We start from the raw sequence: 23,552 nt of genomic DNA, 5'->3' as shown, positions 1-23,552 counted from the left end.
TCACGCGGTGGGTTCGGCGGTTCTGGGACGGGTAGGTAACTCCGGCACGGGGCAACAGAGGCCGCAGCTACGCTCAGTACGCTCATCGCGGTGGACCCGTCAGTACCCGGAGGTGGCCGATCGTGACCGTCCGTAGCTCCTTTGTCGTAGTGGCCAACCGCCTGCCGGTCGACGAGGTGAGCACACCCGAGGGGCGGCAGTGGCGGCGCAGCCCGGGCGGGCTGGTCACCGCGCTGCACCCGGTGCTGGCCGAGCACCAGGGCACCTGGGTGGGGTGGGCCGGCGGCACCGGCGCCGCGCCCGAGCCGTTCGACCTGGAGGGCATCCGGCTGCACCCCGTGCCGTTGAGCGCCGAGGAACTGGAGCGCTACTACGAGGGCCAGTCCAACGCGACGATCTGGCCGCTCTACCACGACGCGGTGGAGACGCCCGCCTACAAGCGGCGCTGGCGCGAGGCGTACCGGTTGGTCAACGCCCGGTTCGCGGAGGCCGCCGCCGACGTGGCGGCCGAGGGCGCCACGGTCTGGGTTCAGGACTACCAGCTCCAGCTGGTGCCGGCGATGCTCCGCGAGCTGCGGCCGGACCTGCGGATCGGCTTCTTCCTGCACATTCCGTTCCCGCCGATCGAGCTGTTCATGCAGATGCCGTTCCGCACCGAGATCCTGCGCGGCCTGCTCGGCGCGGACCTCGTCGGCTTCCAGCAGCGGCTGGCGGCGCAGAACTTCGTCCGCCTGGCCCGGCACCTGCTCGGCCTGCGCTACGAGGGCCAGATGATCCAGGTCGACGGCCGGCAGGTGAAGGCCGGCGCGTTCCCCATCTCGATCGACACCAAGGAGATGGAGCGGCTGGCCGAGGACCCGGCGATCCAGGCCCGCGCCAAGCAGATCCGTGAGGAGCTGGGCAACCCGAAGACCATCATCCTGGGCGTCGACCGGCTCGACTACACCAAGGGCATCGAACTCCGCCTGAAGGCCTTCCGCGAACTCCTTGCTGACGGAAAGTTGACAGTTCCCGACGCGGTTATGGTGCAGGTCGCCACGCCCAGCCGCGAGCGTGTGGAGCACTACCAGGCACTTCGGGTGAAGGTGGAACGCGAGGTTGGCCGGATCAATGGTGAATTCGGCCGGGTCGGCGTGCCTGCAGTGCATTATCTGCATCAGTCGTACAGTCGCTCCGAACTGGCCGCGATGTACGTCGCGGCCGACGTCATGATGGTGACCCCGCTGCGAGACGGAATGAATCTGGTGGCCAAGGAGTACGTCGCATCGCGCGCCGACCAGGGCGGCGCGCTCGTGCTCAGTGAGTTCGCCGGCGCTGCCACGGAGCTGCGCCAGGCGTTCCTGTGTAATCCGCACGACCCGGACGCGGTGAAGGACGCGTTGCTGCGGGCCGTGCATGTCGAAAAGCCCGAAGCCCGCCGCCGGATGCGCGTCATGCAGCGCCATCTGCGCAGCCACGACGTGGGCCACTGGGCCAAGTCGTTCCTCAGCGAGCTCGGCGTGCCCGATACGGAGGCTGCGTGACCTCGCCCGCCCTCGCCGCCGCCCACGGCGGCGTGCTGGATCCCGAACTGCGTGCCGCGATCGGCCGCATCGCCCGGGTTCCGCAGCTTCTGGTCGCCTGCGACTACGACGGCACGCTGGCGCCGATCGTCGAGGACCCGAGCAAGGCCGTACCGCTGCCGGAGTCGGTGGCCGCGGTACGCGCGCTCGCCGCGCTGCCGCAGACCAGCGTCGCGGTCGTCTCCGGCCGGGCGCTGCGCGACCTGGCCACGCTCTCCCGGCTGCCCAGCGAGGTGCACCTCGTCGGCAGCCACGGCTCGGAGTTCGACATCGGCTTCGTCGAGCGCCTCACCCCCGAGCTGATCGCGGTCCGGCACCGGCTCCGCGAGGCGCTGCGGGAGATCGCCGCCGCGCACCCGGGCATCCGCCTGGAGCGCAAGCCCGCGAGCGTCGCCGTGCACACCCGCGGCGTCGACCCGCACGTCGCCGCCCGGGCCGTCGAAGCGGTCCGCAACGGCCCCGCGACCTGGGACGGCGTGACGGTCACCCAGGGCAAGGAAGTCATCGAGCTGTCGGTGGTGGTCACCAACAAGGGCACCGCCGTCGACCAGCTCCGTACCCAGCTCGCGGCCAGCGCGGTGCTGTTCATCGGCGACGACGTCACCGACGAGAACGCGTTCGGCAACCTGACCGGGCCGGACGTCGGCATCAAGATCGGTCCCGGGGAGACCCGCGCCGACTACCGGGTGTCCGAGCCGATCGAGGCGGCCCGCGCACTCGGGCTGCTGCTGGAGACGCGGCGGCACTGGCTCTTCGGCGAGCGGGCCGTGCCGATCGAGCGGCACTCGATGCTCGCCAACGGCCGTACCGTCGCGCTCGTCACCCCCGAAGCCAAGATCACCTGGCTGTGCCACCCGAAGCCCGACTCGGCGGCGATCTTCGCCGACCTGGTCGGCGGCAGCCCGGCCGGGCACTTCACGGTCGGACCGGAGCGTGGCGGCATACCGCTCGGCCAGCGCTACCGCAGCAACACGATGACCGTGGAGACCCGCTGGTCCGGCCTGACCGTGACCGACTGGCTCGACCTTCCGGTACGGCAGACCACGCCGGACGACCCGGCCGTGGTCAGCGGTGACTCGACACTGGTCCGGGTGCTCAGCGGCACCGGACGGGCCCGCGTCGAGTTCGCGCCGCGCCCCGAGTTCGGTCAGGTCGCGGTGCAGCTCCAGCCGCTCGACGACGGCCTGCTGGTGCTCGGCTCCAACGAGCCGGTCGCGCTGCACTCCCCCGGCGTCGAGTGGGAGGTCACGAACGACGCCGGGTACGAAACCGCGAAGGCGGTGGTCGACCTGTCGGCGGCCGGCGGCCAGGTGGTGCTGGAGCTGCGCTTCGGCACGCAGAGCCTGGAGCCGCACCGGCTGCCGGTGCACGAGCGGCAGGCCGCCGCCGAGCAGCCCTGGAAGGACTGGGTGGCCTCGCTGCGGCTACCAGCCACCGCCCGGGACCTGGTCGCCCGCAGCGCGCTGACGCTGCGCGGGCTCTGCCACGAGCCGACCGGCTCGATCCTCGCCGCGGCCACCACCTCGCTGCCGGAGGAGCTGGGCGGTGTCCGCAACTGGGACTACCGCTACTGCTGGCTGCGCGACGCCGCGATGACCGCCCGCGCCCTGGTCGACCTCGGCTCCACCGAGGAGGCCGAAGGGCTGCTGCGCTGGATCGACGGCGTGGTCGAGCGCACCGGCGGGCACCCGGAGCGCCTGCACCCGCTCTACACGGTGGACGGCTTCGAACTGGGCGCCGAGGCGGTCATCGACACGCTGCCCGGCTACGCTGGCTCCCGGCCGGTACGCGTCGGCAACCTCGCCAACCACCAGCTCCAGCTCGACGTGTTCGGCCCGGTCGCGGACCTGATCGCGGCCGTGGCCGACGCCCGGGGCTCCATCCGCGACGACGAGTGGCGGGTGCTGGAGAACATGGTCGAGGCGGTACGCCGCCGCTGGCACGAACCCGACCACGGCATCTGGGAGGCCCGCCTCCCACCGCGGCACCACGTCTTCTCCAAGGTCATGCTCTGGATGACTGTGGACCGGGCGCTGCACGTGGTGCGGCAGCACGGCGGCGAGGACCGGCCCGAGTGGGTCGAGCTGCGCGACCGGATCGCCTCGAACGTGCTGGAGCACGGCTGGCACCCGGAGGCCGAGGCGTACAGCGTCGCCTACGGGTACGAGGAGATGGACGCCTCGTCGCTGTGGATCGGCATCTCCGGGCTGCTCGCCGGAGACGACCCGCGCTTCCTCTCCACCGTGCTCAAGATCGAGGCGGAGCTGCGCAGCGGTCCGGTCGTCTACCGGTACCACTGGGACGACGGGCTGCCCGGCCGCGAGGGCGGCTTCCACATCTGCACGTCGTGGCTGATCGAGGCGTACCTGCGCACCGGCCGCCGCAGCGACGCCGAGGAGCTGTTCACCCAGATGCTCGACACGGCTGGGCCGACCGGGCTGCTCCCCGAGCAGTACGACCCGCTGGCCGAACGCGGGCTGGGCAACCACCCGCAGGCGTACAGCCACCTGGGCCTGATCCGCTGCGCCCTGCTCCTGGACAACATGCTCAAGCAGTAGCGCCCGTACGACGGCGGCGGGAGACCCTCCGGGTCCCCCGCCGCCGTCCGCGTTCCACCCGCCCGCCCCGGCCCGGCCCGCCCGACCCGGCCCACCCCGGCGATCTTGCACTTGCCGCCCCGGCAAAAGGGCTATAACGGGCACCGAGCGGGCACCAAGTGCAAGATCGGCGGGGCGGGGTCGGACGAGGGAGCGCGGGTCGGGCGAGGGCGCGCGGGTCGGACGAGGGCGCGCGGGCGGGTCAGGCGGGGGCGTCGGGAGTCAGGGCGTGCACGACGTCGCCGATCACGACGATCGCGGGTGGGCGCAGCGCGGCGGCCTCGACGTCGGCGGCGACAGCGGCGAGCGTGGAGCGCAGTGTCCGCTGGCCCGCTGTGGTGCCCTCCTGGATCACCGCGGCCGGGGTCTGCGCCGGCTTGCCGTGCGCGACCAGTGTGGCGCTGATCGCGGCGAGGTTCTTCAGCCCCATCAGGATCACGAGCGTGCCGCGCAGCCCGGCCAGCGCCTCCCAGCGCACCAGCGACGTGGGCGAGTCGGGCGCGACGTGCCCGGAGACCACTGTGAACTCGTGCGCCACGCCCCGGTGGGTCACCGGCACGCCCGCCACCTCGGGCACCGCAACCGCGCTCGTCACCCCCGGCACCACTGTCACCGGCACGCCCGCCTCGGCGCAGGCGAGCAGTTCCTCGCCGCCCCGGCCGAAGACGTACGGGTCGCCGCCCTTGAGCCGCACCACCACCTTGCCGGCCCGGGCCCGGTCCACCAGGATCCGGTTGATCTCCTCCTGGGCGCGCGACGGCCCGTACGGGATCTTGGACGCGTCGACCAGTTCGACGTCCGGGCGCAGCTCGTCCAGGAGCAGTCCGGGCACGAGCCGGTCGGCGACGACCACCTCGGCCTCGGTGAGCAGCCGCCATCCCTTCACGGTGATCAGCTCCGGGTCACCCGGCCCGGCGCCGACAAGCGCGACGCGGCCGCCGGTGTTAACAGGGGTCCCTTCCTCTACCTGAGGCGTTAACGGGGGGCCCTTCCTTGCGCTCAGCAAGCCGCGGACGGCGTCGCGGACGGCCATCGCGCGGCGGGGGTCGCCGCCGCCGAGGACCGCCACCGTGACCGGGCCGTGCCGGGTCACCGCCGGGGTCCACGCGCTCGCCGCCGACCTGTCGTCGGCGCGGACGCAGAAGATCCGTCGCTCGGCCGCGGCGGCGCTGACCGCCGCGGCGGCGGCCCGGTCGTCCACCGCCACCTGGACCAGCCAGGCGCCGTCGAGGTCGCCGGGGACGAACCGGCGCGGCTCCCAGTGCAGCCGCCCGGCGTCGACGTGGGCGCGCAGGGCCGGGGTCAGCTCGGGCGACACCAGCAGGACGTCCGCGCCGGCGTCGAGCAGCGCGGGCACCCGCCGGGTGGCGACCGCTCCCCCGCCCACGACGACCACGCGCCGCCCGTCCAGCCGCAACCCCAGGGGGTACGGGCTGGGCGACGTCGGTCCGGTCACTTCTCCGCCACCCCGGCGGAGTCGAACGTCGCGACCTCGTGCAGGACCCGGACCGCGCCGGTGACCACAGGCAGGGCGAGCAGCGCCCCGGTGCCCTCGCCGAGCCGCAGTCCCAGGTCGATCAGCGGCTCCAGGCCGAGGTGCCGCAGCGCCGCCGTGGCGCCCGGCTCGGCGCTGCGGTGCCCGGCGACCATGGCGCCCACCGCGTCCGGCGCGAACGCGGCGGCGGCGAGCGCGGCGCTGACCGCGATCACGCCGTCGAGCAGCACCGGCACCTGGCGGGCGGCGGCGCCCAGGATCAGGCCGGTCAGCGCGGCGTGCTCCAGACCGCCGACCGCCGCGAGGACGCCCAGCGGGTCGGCCGGGTCGGGCTCGTGCCGGGCCAGCGCGGCGCGCACCACCGCCACCTTGCGGGCGTACGTCTCGTCGTCGACCCCAGTGCCCCGGCCGGTGGCCGCCTCGGCGTCCACGCGCGCGAACGCGGCGATGAGCGTGGCCGACGGGGTGGTGTTGCCGATGCCCATGTCGCCGGTGAGCAGGATGCCCGCTCCGGCGTCGATCAGCTCGCCGGCGACCCGGATGCCGGTCTCGACGGCCGTACGCGCCTCGTCCCGGGTGAGCGCGGCGGTGACAGTCATGTCCCGGGTGCCGGGGCGTACGTTCGCGGCCACCAGGCGCGGTCCGGCCGGGTCACCGGGCTCGTCGGCTTCGGCGCCGGGGATCGGGGTGGCCACGCCGACGTCCACCACTGTGACCGAGGCACCGGCCTGGCGGGCGAACGCGTTCACCACGGCGCCGCCGGCCAGGAAGTTGGCGATCATCTGCGCGGTGACCTCCTGCGGCCACGGGGTCACGCCCTGGGCGTGCACGCCGTGGTCACCGGCGAAGATCGCCACCGCGGCCGGTTCGGGCAGCGGCGGCGGGCAGGTGCCGGCCAGCCCGGCGAGGCGTACCGAGAGCGGCTCCAGGGCGCCGAGCGACCCGGCGGGCTTGGTCAGCCGGCCCTGCAACTCGCGCGCCGCCGCCATGGCGGCCTCGTCCAGCGGCCGGATCGCCGCGACTGTGGACTCCAGCATCATGCCTCCAGGATCCCTGCCAGCGTCCTGATGAACGCATCAGTGGTGCCCGGGTCGCGTACCGCGATCCGGAGCCAGTCCGGGCCGAGCCCGGGGAACGTGTCGCCCCGGCGTACCGCCCAGCCCAGCGCGCGCAGCCGCTCCCGCACCTCGGCGGCCCCGGCGAGGTGGATCAGCACGAAGGCGCTGGCCGGGCGCCCCGCCACGCGTACCCCTGGCAGGCCGGACAGGCGGGCCACCAGGTGGTCGCGGTCGGCGGCGAGTTCGGCGGCGATGGCGCGTTCGGCGGCGACGGCGGCCGGCGTGGCGCAGGCGGTGGCGGCGGCGAGCGCCGGGGTGGAGACCGCCCAGAGCGGCTGCGCGGCGGCGAACCGGGCCAGCAGCGCGGCGTCGCCGAGCAGGTAGCCGATCCGCAGCCCGGCCAGGCCCCAGGTCTTGGTGAGGCTGCGCACCACCACGAGGCCGGGCAGGTCGCGGCGCGCGGCGAGGGACTCGGGCTCGCCGTCGACGCCGGGCGCGGCGGTGGTGTCGGCGAACGCCTCGTCGACCACGAGTACCCGGCCGGGACGGGCCAGCGCGGCGATCGTGCCCGCCGGGTGCAGGACCGAGGTCGGGTTCGTGGGGTTGCCGATCATGACCAGGTCGGCGTCGTCCGGGACGCGGGCCGGGTCCAGGCGGAAGCCGTCGGCCGGGTCGAGCAGCACGCGGTCCACCCGGTGCCCGGCGGCCCGCAGCGCCGCTTCCGGCTCGGTGAACTGCGGGTGCACCACCACCGGGCGGCGGGCGCCGGACAGCGCACGGGCGATCAGCACGAAGCCCTCGGCGGCCCCGGCGGTGAGAAGTACCTCCTCCGGGGGTCGCCCGTGCCGGTGAGCGACGGCGGCGCGGGCCGGCGCCGGGTCCGGGTACGCGGCCAGGTCGCCCAGCGCGGCGGTGACCGGGTCGGCCAGCCAGTCCGGCATCGGGGCGCGGCGCACGTTCACCGCCAGGTCGACCAGGCCGGGCGTGGCCTCGACGTCTCCGTGGTGGCCCAGGTCGGGCTCGTCGAGCGCGGCGGCGCTCCCGGTCGGTGGTGCGGGCATGTCCGCGATCCTGCCGGGAAGCCGCCGCCCGGGACAGCGCATCCCGGCGTGGGTCGCGTCACGGTCCGCCGGTTTATGAGTTCTTCTCATTTCCGAATCGGAAATGTCATAGCTTGACCCCGTGAGCAATCGTCCCCTTGCTTCCGCTGGCCGTCTCGTTCCTCTCCTCCGCGCCGGGCTGATCGCCGGCATCGTCGTCGCCGCCGCGTTGTACCCGCTGGTCGCCGTCACCGGCCTCGGGGCCAAGGCCACCGCGCACGCGATGGAACAGAAGACGAACATCCTCAAGACCGCGCTGCCGGCCGAGACCTCGTACGTCTACGCGCCGGACGGCAAGACCGTGCTGACCATGTTCTACGAGGAGTACCGGCAGTACACCAAGATCGAGAGCATGTCGCCGAACATCCAGCAGGCGATCGTCGCCGCCGAGGACAACCGCTTCTACCAGCACCACGGCGTCGACCCGAAGGGCGTGGCGCGTGCCTTCGTCTCCAACGCCCGATCCGGCGGCGTCTCCCAGGGCGCCTCGACGATCACCATGCAGTACGTGCGGATGGCGCTGCGGGACAGCGCGACCACGCCCAGGGAGGTCCAGGAGGCGACTCAGCAGACCAGCCTGCGCAAGGTCAAGGAGATGCGCATGGCGATGGACATCGAGAAGCACCTGAGCAAGGAACACATCCTGGAGCGCTACCTCAACTCGGCCTACTTCGGTCACCGCGCCTACGGGATCTACGCCGCCTCGCAGATCTTCTTCTCCAAGACCCCGGCGACGCTCACCCCGGTCGAGGCGGCCACGCTGGCCGGGCTGGTGAAGTCACCGTCGGAGTACGACCCGATCACCTCCGACCAGAAGGACGCCACCGCCCGGCGCAACTACGTGCTGGACAACATGTCCCGCCTCGGCTACCTGTCACCTGACGCCGCCGCGGCGGCCAAGGGCCAGCCGATCAAGCTGAAGCTGACCGACCCGCCGAACGACTGCGCCGCGATCGACGGCGGGCACCGCTCCTGGGGCTTCTACTGCGACTACCTGAAGAACTGGTGGAGCTCCCAGCCCGCGTTCGGCGAGAACCGGCTGGAACGGATGGACAAGCTGCGCCGCGGCGGCTACCGGATCGTGCTCGCGCTCGACCCGAAGACCCAGGCGGCGGCGGAGAAGAACGTCGGGGCCAAGGACAACACCGGCAGCCCGTTCGCCAACGGCATCGTGGTCGCCGAGCCCGGCACCGGGCGGATCAAGGCGATGGCGGTGAACCGGAACTACTCGCTCGACCTGGCCGAGAACCCGAACAGCTCGAACCCGGAGGCCGGGCCGAAGGTCAAGGCGAACTATCCGAACACGGTGGCGCCGCTGCTCGGCGGCGGGACGCTACCGGGCTACCAGGCCGGTTCGACGTTCAAGATGTTCCCGATGCTGGCCGCGCTCAACGCCGGGATGCCGCTGTCCACCGCGTACGACTCCCCGTACACGTACAAGTCGGCCGTCTACGACGGGTGGGCCCCGTCCAACGCCAGCGGGGCGATGACCGGGCGGCAGACCATGTGGTCCGGCTTCGGCAAGTCGGTGAACACGTACTTCGTCCAGCTGGAGGAGAAGATCGGCGCGGACGCCGGGGTACGCCTGGCCGAGCAGCTGGGGCTGCGCTGGCGTACCGACGTGGACCGGGACCAGGCTTCGCCGGCCAAGGTGAAGAAGTGGGGCGCGTTCACGCTCGGCGTCTCCGACGCCACCCCGCTGGAGATGGCGAACGCCTACGCCGCGATCGCCGCCGACGGGCGCTACTGCGAGGCGATCCCGGTCAACTCGATCATGAACCGGGACGGCTCGCCCGCCACGTACACCACACCGGGCGGGGTGCAGCGGGAGGTGGCCAAGCCCCGGTGCCGGCAGGTGGTGAACGCGGACGCGGCCCGGGCCGCCACGGACGCGGCACGCTGCCCGACCGGCGACACCCCGGCCAAGGGGAGTTGCGGCGGCTGGTCGACAGCCGACAGCGTCCGCGGCACCGTGGGCCGCCCGGTCGCCGGCAAGACGGGTACGACGGACAGCACCCGGTCGGCCTGGTTCGTCGGCTACACGCCGGAGCTGGCGGCGGCGAGCTTCATCGCCGACCCGGACAATCCGTTCAACGCGGTGGGCGACGGGCAGTCGCAGATCCCGGTGAACGCGGTGGCGCAGACGCTTCGGGATTCCCTGAAGGGCCAGCCGACCCGCCAGTTCACGCCACCCTCTGACCAGATAGTCGGCTGACCCGCCCTGATCCGCCCGGGGGTGCGCCCGGGTAGTCGATCAAGGAGTTTGCGTCCGGATCGCCTGATCCGCCGACGCGAGCTCCTTGATCGACGTTGCGGCGGGGACAGGCCGCCGGCCGCCCGGTCAGGCGGGCGCGGGCACGGGCGCCAGCGCGGCGGCCACCAGGCGAGCCGCGACGCCCGGGTGCGCGGCCCAGTGCGGCACGAGCTGCGAGGCGTGCACGGCCTGCCGGACGAAACCCTCCGGGTTGCCGCCCTCCCAGCGCCAGGCCGGCCGCTCACCGGCACGCGGCGTCAGCACGGCCGCGTGCTGCTTGTGCCCGGTCACTGTCGTACCGGCCGGCGCCACCACGCTGTCCGTGACCGCCGTGGCCGTGCGGTAGCCGACCACCAGGCCGTCCCGGACCGTGCCGACCGCGTCCAGCACGCCGCACATCGGCAGGCCGTCCAGCTCCCGGGCCAGCCAGAGCAGCCCGGCCCCCTCGGCGATCACCGGGCGGCCCGAGCGGGCCAGCTCGGCCACCGCGATGCAGAGGCGGCGGTTGGCGGAGAGCTGCTCCGCGTACGTCTCGGGCAACCCGCCGCCGACGACGAGCGCCCGCGTCCCGGCGGGCAGCGCCTCGTCGCGCAGCGGGTCGAGCGTGACCACCTCGGCGCCGGCGGCGCGCAGCAGCTCGGCGACCTCCGGGTGGCTGTACGCGCCGGCCGGGCCGCCGGCCAGCGCGACCACCGGGCGCTCCGCCGACGCCGGCGGGGCGTCGGCCGGCTCCGGAGACCACGCCTCAACGGTGAGCTCCGGAGCGGACCGGGCCAGCACCAGCAGCCGGTCCAGGTCGACGGTGGCGGCCACCGCCTCCCCGAGCCGGCGCACGCCGCGTTCGGCGTCGGCGTCGCCGCGCACCACCGGACCGGTGCCGTGCCGCCGGGCGGGCAGCACCGGGGGCAGTTCGTGCCTGCGCAGCGCGCCGTAGACCGGAACGCCGACGTCGTCGAGCGCCTCGCGCAGCAGCGCCTCGTGCCGGGGCGAGGCCACCCGGTTGAGGATCACGCCACCCAGCCAGAGTTCGTCGTCGTACGCCCGGAAGCCGTGCACCAGCGCGGCCACCGACTGGCCCATCGCGGCCACGTCCACCACCAGCACCACCGGGCTGCGCAGCGCGGTGGCCACCGCCGCCGTCGATTCGCTCTCCGGCCGCCCGGCCACCGAGTCGTAGAGGCCCATCGTTCCCTGCACCAGGGCGAACCCGGCCCCGGCCGCGCCGTGCGCGAAGAGCGGCACGATCCGCTCCGGGCCGACCAGCCTCGGGTCGAGCGTGCGCCCGGGACGGCCGGCGGCGAGCCCGAGGTACGCCGCGTCCACCTGGTCCGGCCCGACCTTGAAACCGGCCACCCGGAGATCCCGGTCGGCGAGGGCCGCCAGCAGGCCGAGAGAGACGGCGCCCGTGCCGTGCCCCGAGGAGGGCGCACTCAGCACGACGCGCGGCACGTCGGTCATCATCGACTCCTGATGTGGGTGGTTTCCGCCCGCGTGACCATACCCCGCCCCGCCCGGCCCGCGAGGTCCGCGCGTACCGCCGTTTCTGCCCGGCGACGGCGAGTGGCATCGCTCATACGGGTAGCCTTGGCCAACGTGTACCGGTTCCTGCTGACCCCGCGCTGGCTCGGCTACCTCGCGCTGACGCTCGTCGCCGCGACGGTGATGGTGTTCCTGGGCAACTGGCAGCTGGACCGCTACCGGGGCCGCACGGCGATCAACGACCGGATCGACGCCGGGGCCACCATGACGCCCGCGCCGCTGCGCGACGCGCTGCCCGCGCCCTCCGGCGGCGCCGGTTCCGTCGGTCCCGCTCCGGCCGAGCAGCTGACCTGGAGCCGGGTCACCGCCACCGGCCGGTACGACAGCACGAACACCGTCCTGATCCGCGGCCGGACCGTCGACCGGACGGTCGGCTTCGAGGTGCTGACCCCGCTGGTACTCGCCGACGGCAGCGCTGTGCTCGTCGACCGGGGCTGGATTCCGCCCGCCCCGGGGGCCGGCGCGATGGTCCAGCCGCAGGTGCCGGCGGCGCCGGACGGCGAGGTCACGGTGACCGGCCGGGTCGTCGCCAGCGAGAGCGGCGGGGGCGGGGTCGGCCGGCGCGACGGGACTTTGGAGGCCCGGCGCATCGACATCCCCCGGCTGGCCGAGCAGCTCCCCTATCCGGTGACCGGCGGGTACGTGCTGCTCGACGGGCAGACGCCGGCCGCCGACCCGGCCTTCCAGGCGGTGCAGATCGGGCACACGAACAACTGGCAGAACTTCGGCTACGTGTGGCAGTGGTGGATCTTCGCGGTGATGAGCCTGTTCGGCTACGGCTGGGTGGCGCGCCGCGAGGCCCGGCGACTCGCCGGGCTGGACAAGCCGGGCGAGCCGGTGGACCGGGCCGCCGAGCCGGCCGCCCCCACGTCCGCCTGAACCGGACCGGTCAGCCGGTGACCCGGCCGGCGTGGATGGCGCGGACCGCGTCGATGGTGTCCGCCTCGGCGGCCGTCTTGTCGTGGCGATAACGCAGCACGCGGGCGAAACGCAACGCCATCCCGCCCGGGTAGCGGCTGCTGGTCTGCACCCCGTCGAACGCGATCTCGACCACCTGCACCGGCCGGACCCGCACCTCCCAGTCGCCCTTCTCCACCGCGAGCGACAGGAACCGTTCGGTCTGCCAGCGCAGCAGCTCGTCGGTGAGCCCCTTGAACGTCTTGCCGAGCATGACGAACTCGCCGGTTCGCGGGTCGCGGGCGCCGAGGTGCAGGTTCGACAACCACCCCTCCCGCCGGCCGCTGCCCCACTCGACCGCGAGCACCACCAGGTCGAGCGTGTGCCGCGGCTTGACCTTCACCCAGGCCGAGCCACGCCGGCCGGCGTCGTAGGGCGCGGCCGGATCCTTCACGACCACGCCTTCCTGACCGGCGTCGACAGCCGCGGCGAACGCCGTGGCCGCCTGCTCCGCGTCGTCCACCTCGACCCGGTCGACGAGCAGCGACGCGTCGACCGCGCCGGCCAGAGCCGCCCACCGCTCCCGGCCGGGAGCGTCGATCAGGTCGGCGCCGTCGAGGTGCAGCAGGTCGAAGAAGTACGGCGTGAGCACCGGCTCGCCGGTGCGCTCGGCGGCGGCCAGCACTGCTGGCGCGACCGGCGCCTGCCCGGTGGTGCTGGGCGTGGCGCGCCGGGCCGCCCGGCTTGACGTCTCCTGGAACGGCAGCGGCCGGCCCGCCGCGTCCAGCCCGATCGCCTCACCGTCGAGCACCAGCTCGCGGGCGGGCAGCGCGCGGACGGCGGCCACCACCTGGGGCAGCCGGCCGGTGATCTCGTCCAGGCTGCGGGTGAACACGGCGATGTCCGCGCCGGAGCGGTGCACCTGGATGCGGATGCCGTCGAGCTTCACGTCGACCATCGCCGGCGCGCCGGTGGCGGTGAGCGCCTCGTCGACCGAGGGCGCGCTCTGCGCCAGCATCGGCGCCAACGGCCGGCCCACCTGGAGCCCGAACCCGGCCAGCGCCGGAGCGCCGCCGGTGAGCGCCGCGACCGCCACCGCCCGCAGGTCACCGGCGAGCAGCAGGGCACGCCGGACGGCCGCGACCGGTACGTCGGCGGCGCGGGCCACCGCGTCGGTCAGCAGCCCGGCCTGCGCGCCCTGACGCAGCTCGCCCCGGAACAGCCCGGTCAGCAGACGCTGCTCGTCGGCGGTCGCGGCGGCGAAGAGACGGCCGACGAGGTCCCGCCGCCGGGCCTGCGAACCGGCCCCGGCGACGCGGGAGATCTCCTCGACGGCCATGTCCACGGCGGCGACGGTGAGCGTCGGCTCGGCGGCCGGCGGAGGCAGGTCACGCAGGCCCGCCCAGCCGACACCGGTCTGCCGCTGGCGCAGCTCACCGGCGAGATAGCCGGCGCCGGCCGGGATCTCGCCCGGCTCCAACCCCCGCAGCGCAGCGGCCAGCAGCTCCACCTTGGCCCGTCTGCCACTGGTGGCGCCGACCGCGGCCGAGGTGGCCGCCAGCTCCGCGAAACGCACGCCCATATCCTGCCAGTCACCTGCGACACCGGGGCGGATCCGGCGACCCGGCACACCACAAGGGTGGCCGGGTCACCGGCGGCCGGTCAGGCCGAGACCGGTTCCTCGATCCGCAGGCCGCGGCCCCGCACGCCCTCGGCGACCCGGGTGAGCAGCGCGTCGAGCGTGACCAGCGCGGCGGAAAGCTCGCCGATCTGTTCGTTGAGCGTGTCCTCGGACCACGCGGAGACGTCGACGTCCCCCAGAGCACGGACGGCGGCCTGAAGCCGCTCCATCTCGTCGTTCGTACGCATGTTCGAAAGGCTATAACACCCCGCCCGTCGACACACCACAAACTCCGACATCGGCCCCGAAGTTACGGTTTCGACACCTCAGACGCGGTTTCCGGCCTCCGCCACCCGGGCCAGCAGCAGCGCCTCGGCCAGGCAGACGCGCGCGAACTCGCCCAGGTGCAGGCTCTCGTTCGGCCCGTGCGCCCGCGCGTGCGGGTCCTCCACGCCGGTGACCAGGATCGCGGCCTGCGGGAACATCTCCTGGAACGTGGCGATGAACGGGATCGACCCGCCCACCCCGATGTCGACCGGGTCGGTGCCGTCCCAGGCCGCCTTGAACGCCGACCGGGCCGCGTCGAACATCGGGCCGGAGGCGTCGATGACGCAGGGCGCGCCGTCGTGCTCCAGCGTCAGCGTCACCTGCGCACCCCACGGCGCGTGCCGCTCCAGATGCGCGGCCAGCGCCGCGTACGCCTTCTTCGGGTCGTCGCCCGGCGCCAGCCGTACGCTCAGCTTCGCCTTCGCCGACGGCACCAGCGCGTTCGGCGCCTCGCCGGTGGCCGGCGCGTCCACGCCCAGGATGGCCAGCGCCGGCTTGGTCCAGAGCCGGTCGGTGATCCGGCCGGTGCCGAACAGCTCCGCGCCGTCGACCAGGCCGGCCTCGGCGCGGAACCGGTCCTCCGGGTAGTCGACGCTGGCGCCGTCGCGGCCGACCAGCCCATCCACCGCGACGTCACCGGCCTCGTCGTGCAGCGTGGCGAGCAGCTTCACCAGCGCGGTGAGCGCGTCCGGCACGGCGCCGCCGAACATGCCGCTGTGCACCGCGTGGTCGAGCGTGCGCACCTCCACGAAGCAGTTCACGACGCCGCGCAGCGAGGTGGTGAGCGCCGGCACGCCGACGTCCCAGTTGGTGGAGTCGGCGATGACGATGACGTCCGAGGCCAGGTCGTCGCGGTGCTCGGCGAGCAGCCGCTCCAACGAGTCCGAGCCGTACTCCTCCTCGCCCTCGATGAACAGCACCACGCCGACCGGGAGCCGGTCGCCGAACGCGCGCAGCGCGGCGACGTGCGCCATGATGCCGGCCTTGTCGTCGGCGGCGCCCCGGCCGTAGAGGCGGCCGTCGCGCTCCACCGGCTCGAACGGGTCCGACTCCCACAGCGACAGGTCGCCGACCGGCTGCACGTCGTGGTGCGCGTACATGAGCACGGTGGGCGCGCCGGGCGGGGCCGCCTTCGTGCCGATCACGGCCGGCTGGCCGCCGGACCGGACGATCCGCGTGTCGAGGCCGCAGCCGCGCAGCAGCTCCGCCACCGCCTCGGCGGAACGCTCCACGTGCGAGTGGTCGAAGCCCTCGAAGGCGATGCCCGGGATGCGGACGAGTCGCTCGAGGTCGGCACGGACGCCGGGCAGTTCCCGCTCGACGGCGGCCCGCACCTCGGACTCGGAGAGGATCGGAGTGGTCATGAGCGGAATCGTATGCTGGCCTTACCCCGCCACGTCGCTCGAGCCCGATCGCCGCCCCACCCGCACGTAGTAGCGGTCCGCGTCGTGCGGCAGGTCCGGGGCGCCGTCGACGACCAGGTCCACCGCCGCCGCCGTGCCGTCGGCGGCGAAGTGCGCCCGCTCCCCCGCGTGCCAGCGGCGCAGCTCCGGCAGGATCTGCTCCCCGTCGCGGGCCACCGCCCGGCGCAACCGCAGCTCGGCCGGCGCGGTGACCAGCACCGACAGCGTCAGCTCGGGCCGCACCGCGGCGCGTGCCGCGCTCACCCCCTCGACGATCAGCACCGGCCCGGCCGGCACCGGCACCACCCGGTCCAGGAACCGGCGGCGCACCCAGCTGTAGCGGCGGTAGCCGCCCGCCCGGCCGGCCCGCACCGGGGCGAGCACCTGCTCCTCCAGCCGGGTCCAGAACGTGAGCTGGTCGTCCCAGCCGTCGAGCAGGTCGTCGGTGTGCACCAGCGGCGGGCGGACGCCGCCCGCCTGCGCCGAGAGCGCGGCCGCGAGGCGCGTCGCGAACAGACTCTTGCCCGCGCCGCTGGGCCCGTCGACGGCAACCAGCCGGGTACGCCCCAACCGCGCCGGACCGGCCAGCACCCGGCGGGCCAACCCGGCGTACGCCTCGATCAGGGCCACGTTCACCCGACCGACGCTAACGTTCCCCCGTCCGCTGGAACCTGCGACCCGGGCGGACCGTTTCACCGAGCGGCGGCGCGGGCCGCTGGGCATCATCGGGGGGTGCTCCATGACGTGATGTGTCCGGGCGTCGACGCCCTCCTGGAACAGGCCCGCGCCGGTCTCCGCCGGCTGACTCCGCACGAGACCGTCGAGGCGGTCCGAGGCGGCGCGCTGCTTATCGACACGCGTACCGAGGCGCAGCGCCGCGAGGAGGGTGAGCTGCCCGGCGCGATCGTCATCGACCGCACCGTGCTGGAGTGGCGGCTCGACCCGGCCAGCGACTGGCGCATCCCCGAGGCCACCGGGTACGACCGCGAGATCGTCGTGGTGTGCCGGGAGGGGTACAGCTCAAGTCTGGCCGCCGCCAGCCTTCAGACGCTCGGGCTGCGGCAGGCCACCGACATGATCGGCGGCGTGCAGGGCTGGCGGGAGGCCGGGCTGCCGATGTCCGACCGCCCGGCCGACGTGCGCTACTGAGCTCACAGCCGATCGCGCCGTCGCAGGCTCCTTGGCCGGACGGCAACGGCGCACGGCTGAGCCGCGGGCCGCCGGCCTGGGTCGCGCGGTCCCGGGCGGCCGGGCGCAGCGACGGCCTATGTCGAGGGCGCCCCGGGCCGCCAGCGCAGCGTCGTCCTGTGCCGGCGGCGCGCCGGGTGGCACGATCCGGGCCGCCGGGCGCGGCGACGGCCTATGCCGGTGGCGCTCCGGGTGGCACGAACGGCAGTCCGGGCGGCGGGCCGGACTCGATCAGCCGCCACAGCGCGTCCGTGTCGAGGTGTTCCTCGACCAGGTCGCCGAGCAGGTCGAGCGTCCGCTCCCGGGCCGCCGCGAAGGACGTGTCCGGCGCGACCTTGAAGCCGGCGCGTCCGGCCGCCGCCGCGACGTCGGTCAGGAACCGGCGGCGGAACGCGTCCGAGGAGAAGGCGCCGTGCCAGTGCGTGCCGTACACGTTGCCGAGGCGCGCGCCCTCGCCGGCGCCGTCGGCGTAGCGCAGCAGCGGCGCGAGGCCCGGGTCGGCGGCCGAGACGCGGCCGTGGTGGATCTCGTAGCCGTGCACCGGCACGTCTCCGGCGGCGGTGCCCTCGGCGCGGCGGACCGTCTTGCGCGGCTCGAAGGTGATCTCGACGGGCAGCAGTCCGAGGCCGGGCACGGTGCCCGCGCGGCTCTCCACCGCATCGTGGATCGCCCGGCCGAGCATCTGGAAGCCGCCGCAGATGCCGAGCAGTGGCCGCCCGGCGGCGGCGTGCGCCAGTACCGCGTCGGCCAGGCCGGTCTCCCGCAGCCAGGCCAGGTCGGCGACAGTCGACTTGGTGCCGGGGAGCACCACGAGGTCGGCGGCGGCCAGTTCGGCCGGCTCGACGGTCAGGCGTACCCGCACCCCCGGCTCGGTGGCGAGGGCCTCGACGTCGGTGGCGTTGCTGATCCGGGGTAGCCGCACCACTGCGACGTCGAGCCAGTCGGTGCCCCGGGGCGCGGGCGGGCGGCCGAGCACCCGCCCGTACGCGAGCGAGTCCTCCGCGTCCAGCCACAGGTCCAGCGCCCAGGGCACCACCCCGTACGTGGGGCGGCCGGTGACCCGGCGCAGCATGTCCAGCCCCGGCTGGAGCAGCCCGCGGTCGCCCCGGAACTTGTTCACCACGAACCCGGCCACCAGCGCCTGGTCGACCGCGTCGAGCAGGGCGACGGTGCCGAACATCGAGGCGAACACGCCACCCCGGTCGATGTCGCCGACCACGATCGTCGGCAGCCCGGCCTGACGCGCCAGCCCCATGTTGACGTAGTCGCCCTCGCGCAGGTTGATCTCGGCGGGGCTGCCCGCGCCCTCGCAGATCACCACGTCGTACTCCTCGCGCAGCTCGGCCAGCGCTGCGTACGCGGTGGTGGCGAGCCGGGACCGCACCTCGTGGTAGTTGCCGGCGGTGACCGTATCGACAGCCTCGCCGAGCAGCACCACCTGGCTGGCGTGGTCACTGCCCGGCTTGAGCAGCACCGGATTGAACCGCAGGTCGGCGTCGAGCCCGCAGGCTGCGGCCTGCATCGCCTGGGCCCGGCCCAGCTCTCCACCGCGCCCGTCCGGCCCGACCACGACGGCGGAGTTGTTCGACATGTTCTGCGCCTTGAACGGGGCGACCCGGACGCCCCGGCGGCGCAGCCAGCGGCAGATGCCCGCGGTGAGCACGCTCTTGCCGGCGTCGGAGGTGGTGCCGGCGACAAGCAGCCCGCCGCTCACCGCCCGCTCTCCGTGGCCCCGCTCCCCTGGTGCCCGCTCCCCGCCTCGGCCGCGCGGCCCCGGACGCGAGCCGCACGAGCGGGGTCGCGGGCTGCCCGGGTGAGGGCGCCCAGCGCAGCCCGCCCAGCCGCCCCGGCCAGGCGCCCGACGGTCACCGGGTAGAGCGCGGCCAGGCCGAGCGCGGCCACGCCGACCGCGCCGGAGATCCGGGCGGCCCGCTTCAGGTGCCGCGCCTCGGGGCGAGGGCCGTCACCGAGGAACGGCCGGGTCTCGGCTCGGCCGAAGTAGACATTGCGCCCGCCGAGCCGGACGCCGAGCGCGCCCGCCATGGCTGCCTCGCACTGACCGGCGTTCGGGCTCGGGTGGTCGGCCCGGTCCCGCCGCCACACCTGCCACGCGACGGCGCGGTCCCCGTGCGCGGCCGGTGCGACCGCCACCGTGAGCAACCCGGTCAGCCGGGACGGCACCAGGTTCAGCACGTCGTCCAGCCGGGCCGCCGGGGTGCCGAAGCGCGCGTACCGGGGCGAGCGGTGGCCGACCATCGCGTCGAGCGTGTTGGCCGCCCGGTAGCCGAGCAGGCCGGGCAGGCCCGCGACCGCGCCCCAGACCAGCGGGGCGACCACGGCGTCCGAGGTGTTCTCGGCGACCGACTCGACGGTGGCGCGGGCGAGTTCGGGCTCGTCCAGCGCGGATGGGTCCCGTCCGCAGAGGTTGCCGAGGCGGGCCCGGGCGGCGGGCAGGTCGGCGCGGCCCAGCGCCCGTGCCATCACCCGGGACTCGTGCCGCAGTGTGCGCCCACCCAGCACCGTCCAGGTGCCGGCGGCGACCAGCGCGGCCCGGGCCACCGGATGACGGCGGGTGGCCAGCGCGGCGGCGGCGCCGAGCAGGACCGGCGCGCCGACCGCCAGCGCCGTGAACGCGGCGCCGGCCGACCGGTCGGGGCGGTAGAGCCGCTGTTCCAGGGCACCGGCCGCCCGGCCGAAGCCGGCCACCGGATGCCACCGGCGGGGGTCACCGAGCAGCGCGTCGAGCGCGTAGCCCGCCACCAGTCCGGTCGCGTTCGCCATGGCGGTCGCCTGCCGCACCCGTCACCACCTCCGGCGGGCCAGCCTAGTCGTACCGCGGGGTGGTGACGCCGATGTCACCACCCCGCGCCCCCGTCGGACGAAGGCTCAGGCGGGCACCGGGGTGCGCCGCCTGCTCCGGCGCCCCGACGCGGTGCCGCCCGTGCTCGCGCCGCCCGGCTCGCCCGCACCCGGCCCGGAACCACCCGGTCCGCCGACCTCCGGCGGTGCGACCTCGCCCAGTTCGTCGTCCTCGGCCGTGGCCGGCCCGTCGTCCGCCACGTCGCCCAGCTCGTCCTCCCCTGCCGGGCCACCCGAACCGGGCTCGAAGCCGGTGGCCTGCCGCACGCCGGGCCGGTCGTCGAACGGGTCGGGCTCACCCACCCGCTCGACGGTGCCGACCAGCCCGACCCGGCCCCCGCCGTACTCCGGGGGCGGGAAGTCGTCGTCGAAGGGCCGGTCGTCGAAGGTGGCCGGGGCCTGCCCGTCGGGCACCGGCTCGGTCGTCTCGCCGTGCACCCGCTGCTCGGCCTCCGCGTCCTCGACCGTGCTGGTGGCCGCACGGGGCTGGTTGCGCAGGAACCGGGCCCGGCCGCGGCACAGGTCGTGCCCGACGGCGACCGCCTCCAGCTCGTAGAGCGTGCGGTGGGTGCCGGACTCGTCGGTCCAGTCCCGGGTGTAGAGACGGCCGGCGACGATCACCGGGTCGCCGACCGCGACCGAGGACGCGACTCCCTCGGCCAGACGGCGCCAGCAGTTCACCCGTACCCGCAGGCTGTTGCCGTCGACCCAGCGGCCGCTGTCGCGGTCGAGCCGGCGGGCGGTCGAGGCGACCTTGAAGTTGGCCACCAGCGTTCCGCTCTGGGTGGTCCGGCGCCACTCCGGCGCGGTCAGCACATTGCCGACGATCGTGACGTACGTATCGAACATCGCCCCTCCCAGGGATCGACTTGTCCCGGTGAGCGTCGTCCGGATGGCTCGCCCGGACCACCCGCCCACCCCTTGCCTGTGGACGACGGACCGCCTGTGGACAACCCCCTGATCAAGGTCCCGATCTGCTAGGCCAACCGGCCCTACGCGTCTGACCTGCGGCGACGCACGATCGAGTGGAGCCGGCAAGCAGGCGTTCCGGAATCACGCCGGTTGGGTAAGTGATTGATCAACCGAGAGAAAGGGAGCTCCCATGCTTCTCCGAGACGTCCGCGAGGCAGCGCGATGAGCGCCGTGGCGAACCCCGCGACCGTGGCCGAATGCCTGCGGGTCGGCGCCGGGTTCTCCCAGGGCGACCGCAACTGGATCGCCGAGCAGTTCGCGACCCTGGACACCCGGCTCGCCGGCTTCCACGCCGACGCCACCGAGCTGGAGGTCACCGTCAAGGATCGCGAGGCCCGAGGCCAGAAGGTGACCTTGGAGTGCTGGATCGCCGGGCGGCAGAAGATCGTCACCACCTCGACCGAGGAGGATCTGCACGCCGCGCTCAACGACGTCCGGGACGACCTGCGCCGCAAGCTCAACGACGCGAAGACCCGGCAGGAGCCGCGCAACAACAAGCACCTGCGCGCCGTCGACCAGCCCGAGGCCGCCCCGTTGCAGGACGCCGAGCGCGAGGACGCCGAGACCGCCTGAATTCCGGCACGGCCCGCCCGCACGGTGCCGGCGGGCGGGCCGTCCCTGCGCTGCGGCGTTGTTAACAAGGGGCCCTTCCTCTACCGGAGGCGTTAACAAGGGGCCCCTCCTTACAACCCCTACCGCCGGGTAGCGCGGCGGCGTACCGTCGCGGTCGTGGAACCGGACGTGCTGGGCGCCCCCTACGAGCGGCGGACGATCGAGCTGGGCACCGACGACGAAGGGCCGGTCGTCGCGACCCTGGTGCGGCGACGGGCCGACCGCCCGACCGGCCGCGCCGTGCTCTACGTGCACGGCTTCGTCGACTACTTCTTCCAGACCCACGTGGCTGACTTCTTCGCCGAGCGTGGCTGGGATTTCTACGCGCTCGACCTGCGCAAGTACGGCCGCAGCCTGCTGGCGCACCAGACCCCGAACTTCTGCCGTGACCTGAGCGACTACTTCCCCGAGCTGGACGCCGCCGCAGAGATCATCCGCGCCGAGGAGGGACACGACACCCTGCTCGCCATGGGCCACTCGACCGGCGGCCTGATCATCTCGCTCTGGGCGCACGACCGCCGCGACGCCGGCCTGGTCGACGGGATCGTGCTCAACAGCCCCTTCTTCGACATCAACGCGCCCTGGATGGTCCGCCGGCCCCTCGCGGCCGCCGTCTCCCGCCTGGGCCGCAGGGCGCCGCAGCGTGTCCTGCCGTTCGGCCTGGGCACGGTGTACGGCGAGAGCCTGCACGCCGACCACCGGGGCGAATGGCGGTACGACCTGGCCTGGAAGCCGCTGGCCGGGTTCCCGGTGCGGGCCGGCTGGATCAGCGCGATCCGGGCCGGTCAGCGTCGCCTGCGGGCCGGCCTGGACATCCCGGTGCCGGTGCTGCTCGCCTGCTCCACGCGCAGCTTCCGGGGCACCAAGTGGCACGACAGCGCCACCGGCGCCGACGCCGTCCTCGACGTCGAGCACATGGTGCGCTGGGCGCCCCGCCTCGGCCACCACGTCACGCTGGCCCGCTTCGACGGCGGGCTGCACGACCTCACGCTGTCCAGTCCGGGCGTACGCGAGAAGGTCTTCGCAGAGGTCGGGCGGTGGGCGGAGGGGTTCCTCCGCGCCGGGCCGACCGAACCGGAGCCCACGACGCCGCCGTCACCGCGGCGACCGGCCGACGCGACCGCCGAGGGCTGATTCGATCGGCCTCCCCGGTCGGCTCCCGGCCGACGGCCAGGCTCGGTCGGCGGCCTGATCGCCGGCGCCGGGCGGTCGGCTCAGTCGGTGACGACCGCCGCGAGCGCGGCGCGGATCCGGTCGAACGTGGCGACCGGGTGCCCGCCCTCACGCGGCGGCAGCAGCACGCCCAGGCAGCGCAACGCCGGCCCGCCGTCCGGTCCGGCCTCCACCGCGAACACCGGCGCGCCCACGTACCCGGCGGGCAGCTCCGTGGTGACCCGCACCTCGCCGCCGTCCCGGGCGACCCGCTCGACCACCGCTTCCAGCGGCCGCGACCCGTCCTCGCCCGCGCCCAGCGCAAGCACGAACGCCGAGGCGGGTGCCGCGCCGATCCGGGCGACCGAGTCGGCCGACGCGGCCACCGCCTCGGTCACCTGCTGGGTACGCCAGCGCCAGCCCCGGTCGTCGGCCCAGCCGTGCAGGCCACCGGTCGGCATCGCGGCGAGCCCCAGCTCCGGCAGGTGCAGCCAGTAGTCGGCGAAGCCGGGCAGCTCGATCGGCTCGTCCGCCCCCTCGGCCGGCTCGGTGACGCTCGGCCGCAACCCGATCTCCCCGTACGCCCGCTCGGTCAGCGCGTCGGCGGTGAGCAGCCACTCGTGCGCGACCTCCCCGTCGTCTGTGGCGCCGACCAGTTCGCTGTAGAAGAAGGCGGTGCCGAGGACGCCGGCCGGCGCGCCCGGCCCGTCCGAGCCGGTGAGAGGCAGGATCGCCCGTCCGAGGAGCTGACACAGCTCGAAGACGATCTCGTTCTCGGTTTCCTGGTCGAGCAGCATCCGACGAGGGTACGGATCGCGTCCCGCCCGGCCCGCGCGGGACCCGCCGGAACTGTGGTGCCGGTCCGGGGCCCGGCGTGGGACGCTGAGGGGCGGAACGGACGCGCCGACCCGTACCC

Annotated in this window: 19 protein-coding genes; 7 read left to right on the top strand and 12 right to left on the bottom strand. The window is 74.4% G+C overall.

Going from position 1 to position 23,552, the window contains the following annotated elements; all coding sequences use genetic code 11:
* Positions 1-122: 122 nt before the first annotated feature.
* Positions 123-1,523: an alpha,alpha-trehalose-phosphate synthase (UDP-forming) gene (locus ACSDG8_RS23645; RefSeq protein ID WP_013288079.1), complete on the top strand. Its 1,401-nt coding sequence runs from the start codon at positions 123-125 to the stop codon at positions 1,521-1,523.
* The gene (otsB, locus tag ACSDG8_RS23640; RefSeq protein ID WP_210898557.1) at positions 1,520-4,120 is read left to right on the top strand and encodes a trehalose-phosphatase; all 2,601 of its coding nucleotides are present in this window, start codon (positions 1,520-1,522) and stop codon (positions 4,118-4,120) included. The genes ACSDG8_RS23645 and otsB overlap by 4 nt, the downstream gene beginning before the upstream one ends.
* A gap of 241 nt (positions 4,121-4,361) precedes the next feature.
* Here the strand turns inward: otsB and cobA are convergent, their stop codons facing one another.
* The 3 genes from cobA to cobC are packed head-to-tail and all read right to left on the bottom strand — an operon-like array spanning position 4,362 to position 7,773.
* Complete coding sequence (cobA, locus tag ACSDG8_RS23635) at positions 4,362-5,615, bottom strand: uroporphyrinogen-III C-methyltransferase (protein ID WP_210898555.1); 1,254 nt, start codon at positions 5,613-5,615, stop codon at positions 4,362-4,364.
* Complete coding sequence (gene cobT / locus ACSDG8_RS23630; protein WP_210898643.1) at positions 5,612-6,691, bottom strand: nicotinate-nucleotide--dimethylbenzimidazole phosphoribosyltransferase; 1,080 nt, start codon at positions 6,689-6,691, stop codon at positions 5,612-5,614. Before cobT ends, cobA begins: the two co-directional genes overlap by 4 nt.
* A complete protein-coding gene (gene cobC, locus ACSDG8_RS23625) occupies positions 6,691-7,773 on the bottom strand; it encodes an Rv2231c family pyridoxal phosphate-dependent protein CobC (RefSeq protein WP_210898553.1) in 1,083 nt (360 codons plus the stop codon). Before cobC ends, cobT begins: the two co-directional genes overlap by 1 nt.
* Positions 7,774-7,894: 121 nt before the next feature.
* On the opposite strand from cobC, the gene ACSDG8_RS23620 reads away from it, so the two are divergent.
* Positions 7,895-10,027 carry a transglycosylase domain-containing protein gene (locus tag ACSDG8_RS23620; RefSeq protein ID WP_210898551.1) on the top strand — a complete coding sequence of 711 codons (2,133 nt, stop codon included), beginning with the start codon at positions 7,895-7,897 and terminating at the stop codon, positions 10,025-10,027.
* A gap of 126 nt (positions 10,028-10,153) precedes the next feature.
* Here the strand turns inward: ACSDG8_RS23620 and ACSDG8_RS23615 are convergent, their stop codons facing one another.
* A complete protein-coding gene (locus ACSDG8_RS23615; RefSeq protein ID WP_210898549.1) occupies positions 10,154-11,524 on the bottom strand; it encodes a cobyrinate a,c-diamide synthase in 1,371 nt (456 codons plus the stop codon).
* A 135-nt stretch (positions 11,525-11,659) separates the two neighbouring features.
* On the opposite strand from ACSDG8_RS23615, the gene ACSDG8_RS23610 reads away from it, so the two are divergent.
* Positions 11,660-12,484 (top strand): SURF1 family cytochrome oxidase biogenesis protein, encoded by an 825-nt coding sequence (locus tag ACSDG8_RS23610; RefSeq protein ID WP_210898547.1) that lies wholly within the window; start codon positions 11,660-11,662, stop codon positions 12,482-12,484.
* Positions 12,485-12,494: 10 nt separating this feature from the next.
* Here the strand turns inward: ACSDG8_RS23610 and ACSDG8_RS23605 are convergent, their stop codons facing one another.
* The 4 genes from ACSDG8_RS23605 to ACSDG8_RS23590 all read right to left on the bottom strand — a co-directional run bounded on the left by ACSDG8_RS23605 (position 12,495) and on the right by ACSDG8_RS23590 (position 16,489).
* The gene (locus ACSDG8_RS23605; RefSeq protein WP_210898546.1) at positions 12,495-14,078 is read right to left on the bottom strand and encodes an ATP-dependent DNA ligase; all 1,584 of its coding nucleotides are present in this window, start codon (positions 14,076-14,078) and stop codon (positions 12,495-12,497) included.
* 86 nt (positions 14,079-14,164) lie between these two features.
* Positions 14,165-14,371, bottom strand: a complete 207-nt coding sequence (locus tag ACSDG8_RS23600) for a hypothetical protein (protein WP_030273275.1) — start codon at positions 14,369-14,371, stop codon at positions 14,165-14,167.
* Positions 14,372-14,449: 78 nt separating this feature from the next.
* Positions 14,450-15,814, bottom strand: a complete 1,365-nt coding sequence (locus tag ACSDG8_RS23595; protein ID WP_210898544.1) for a dipeptidase — start codon at positions 15,812-15,814, stop codon at positions 14,450-14,452.
* A gap of 21 nt (positions 15,815-15,835) precedes the next feature.
* A complete protein-coding gene (locus ACSDG8_RS23590) occupies positions 15,836-16,489 on the bottom strand; it encodes a uridine kinase family protein (protein ID WP_210898542.1) in 654 nt (217 codons plus the stop codon).
* Between the two features lie 111 nt (positions 16,490-16,600).
* On the opposite strand from ACSDG8_RS23590, the gene ACSDG8_RS23585 reads away from it, so the two are divergent.
* Positions 16,601-17,002, top strand: a complete 402-nt coding sequence (locus ACSDG8_RS23585) for a rhodanese-like domain-containing protein (protein WP_210898641.1) — start codon at positions 16,601-16,603, stop codon at positions 17,000-17,002.
* Positions 17,003-17,213: 211 nt separating this feature from the next.
* On the opposite strand, the gene ACSDG8_RS23580 is transcribed toward ACSDG8_RS23585, so the two are convergent.
* The 3 genes from ACSDG8_RS23580 to ssb form a co-directional block, all read right to left on the bottom strand.
* A complete protein-coding gene (locus ACSDG8_RS23580; protein ID WP_210898540.1) occupies positions 17,214-18,755 on the bottom strand; it encodes a cobyric acid synthase in 1,542 nt (513 codons plus the stop codon).
* Positions 18,752-19,840: a cobalamin biosynthesis protein gene (locus ACSDG8_RS23575; RefSeq protein ID WP_374223547.1), complete on the bottom strand. Its 1,089-nt coding sequence runs from the start codon at positions 19,838-19,840 to the stop codon at positions 18,752-18,754. The genes ACSDG8_RS23580 and ACSDG8_RS23575 overlap by 4 nt, the downstream gene beginning before the upstream one ends.
* 87 nt (positions 19,841-19,927) lie before the next feature.
* Positions 19,928-20,749, bottom strand: a complete 822-nt coding sequence (gene ssb / locus ACSDG8_RS23570) for a single-stranded DNA-binding protein (protein ID WP_210898538.1) — start codon at positions 20,747-20,749, stop codon at positions 19,928-19,930.
* 285 nt (positions 20,750-21,034) lie between these two features.
* Here ssb and ACSDG8_RS23565 point away from each other — a divergent pair, with 285 nt between their 5' ends.
* Both ACSDG8_RS23565 and ACSDG8_RS23560 read left to right on the top strand, forming a co-directional pair.
* Positions 21,035-21,445: an HPF/RaiA family ribosome-associated protein gene (locus tag ACSDG8_RS23565; protein WP_210898536.1), complete on the top strand. Its 411-nt coding sequence runs from the start codon at positions 21,035-21,037 to the stop codon at positions 21,443-21,445.
* 156 nt (positions 21,446-21,601) lie between these two features.
* Positions 21,602-22,618: an alpha/beta hydrolase gene (locus ACSDG8_RS23560; RefSeq protein ID WP_210898534.1), complete on the top strand. Its 1,017-nt coding sequence runs from the start codon at positions 21,602-21,604 to the stop codon at positions 22,616-22,618.
* Between the two features lie 80 nt (positions 22,619-22,698).
* On the opposite strand, the gene ACSDG8_RS23555 is transcribed toward ACSDG8_RS23560, so the two are convergent.
* Positions 22,699-23,433, bottom strand: coding sequence for a hypothetical protein (locus ACSDG8_RS23555; RefSeq protein WP_210898532.1), 735 nt, complete (start codon positions 23,431-23,433; stop codon positions 22,699-22,701).
* Positions 23,434-23,552 lie beyond the last annotated feature (119 nt).

This window comes from Micromonospora sp. LA-10, assembly GCF_051853095.1.
Taxonomy (GTDB): domain Bacteria; phylum Actinomycetota; class Actinomycetes; order Mycobacteriales; family Micromonosporaceae; genus Micromonospora; species Micromonospora echinospora_A.
This window is presented reverse-complemented; position numbering and strand designations above follow the sequence as displayed.

What these genes read in the sequence shown, in the direction of transcription:
- ssb (WP_210898538.1), bottom strand. Translation starts at nt 20,749, where the DNA reads ATGTTCGATACGTACGTCACGATCGTCGGCAATGTGCTGACCGCGCCG.
- ACSDG8_RS23555 (WP_210898532.1), bottom strand. Translation starts at nt 23,433, where the DNA reads ATGCTGCTCGACCAGGAAACCGAGAACGAGATCGTCTTCGAGCTGTGT.
- cobC (WP_210898553.1), bottom strand. Translation starts at nt 7,773, where the DNA reads ATGCCCGCACCACCGACCGGGAGCGCCGCCGCGCTCGACGAGCCCGAC.
- ACSDG8_RS23595 (WP_210898544.1), bottom strand. Translation starts at nt 15,814, where the DNA reads ATGACCACTCCGATCCTCTCCGAGTCCGAGGTGCGGGCCGCCGTCGAG.
- cobT (WP_210898643.1), bottom strand. Translation starts at nt 6,691, where the DNA reads ATGCTGGAGTCCACAGTCGCGGCGATCCGGCCGCTGGACGAGGCCGCC.
- ACSDG8_RS23615 (WP_210898549.1), bottom strand. Translation starts at nt 11,524, where the DNA reads ATGACCGACGTGCCGCGCGTCGTGCTGAGTGCGCCCTCCTCGGGGCAC.
- ACSDG8_RS23565 (WP_210898536.1), top strand. Translation starts at nt 21,035, where the DNA reads ATGAGCGCCGTGGCGAACCCCGCGACCGTGGCCGAATGCCTGCGGGTC.
- ACSDG8_RS23600 (WP_030273275.1), bottom strand. Translation starts at nt 14,371, where the DNA reads ATGCGTACGAACGACGAGATGGAGCGGCTTCAGGCCGCCGTCCGTGCT.
- ACSDG8_RS23585 (WP_210898641.1), top strand. Translation starts at nt 16,601, where the DNA reads ATGTGTCCGGGCGTCGACGCCCTCCTGGAACAGGCCCGCGCCGGTCTC.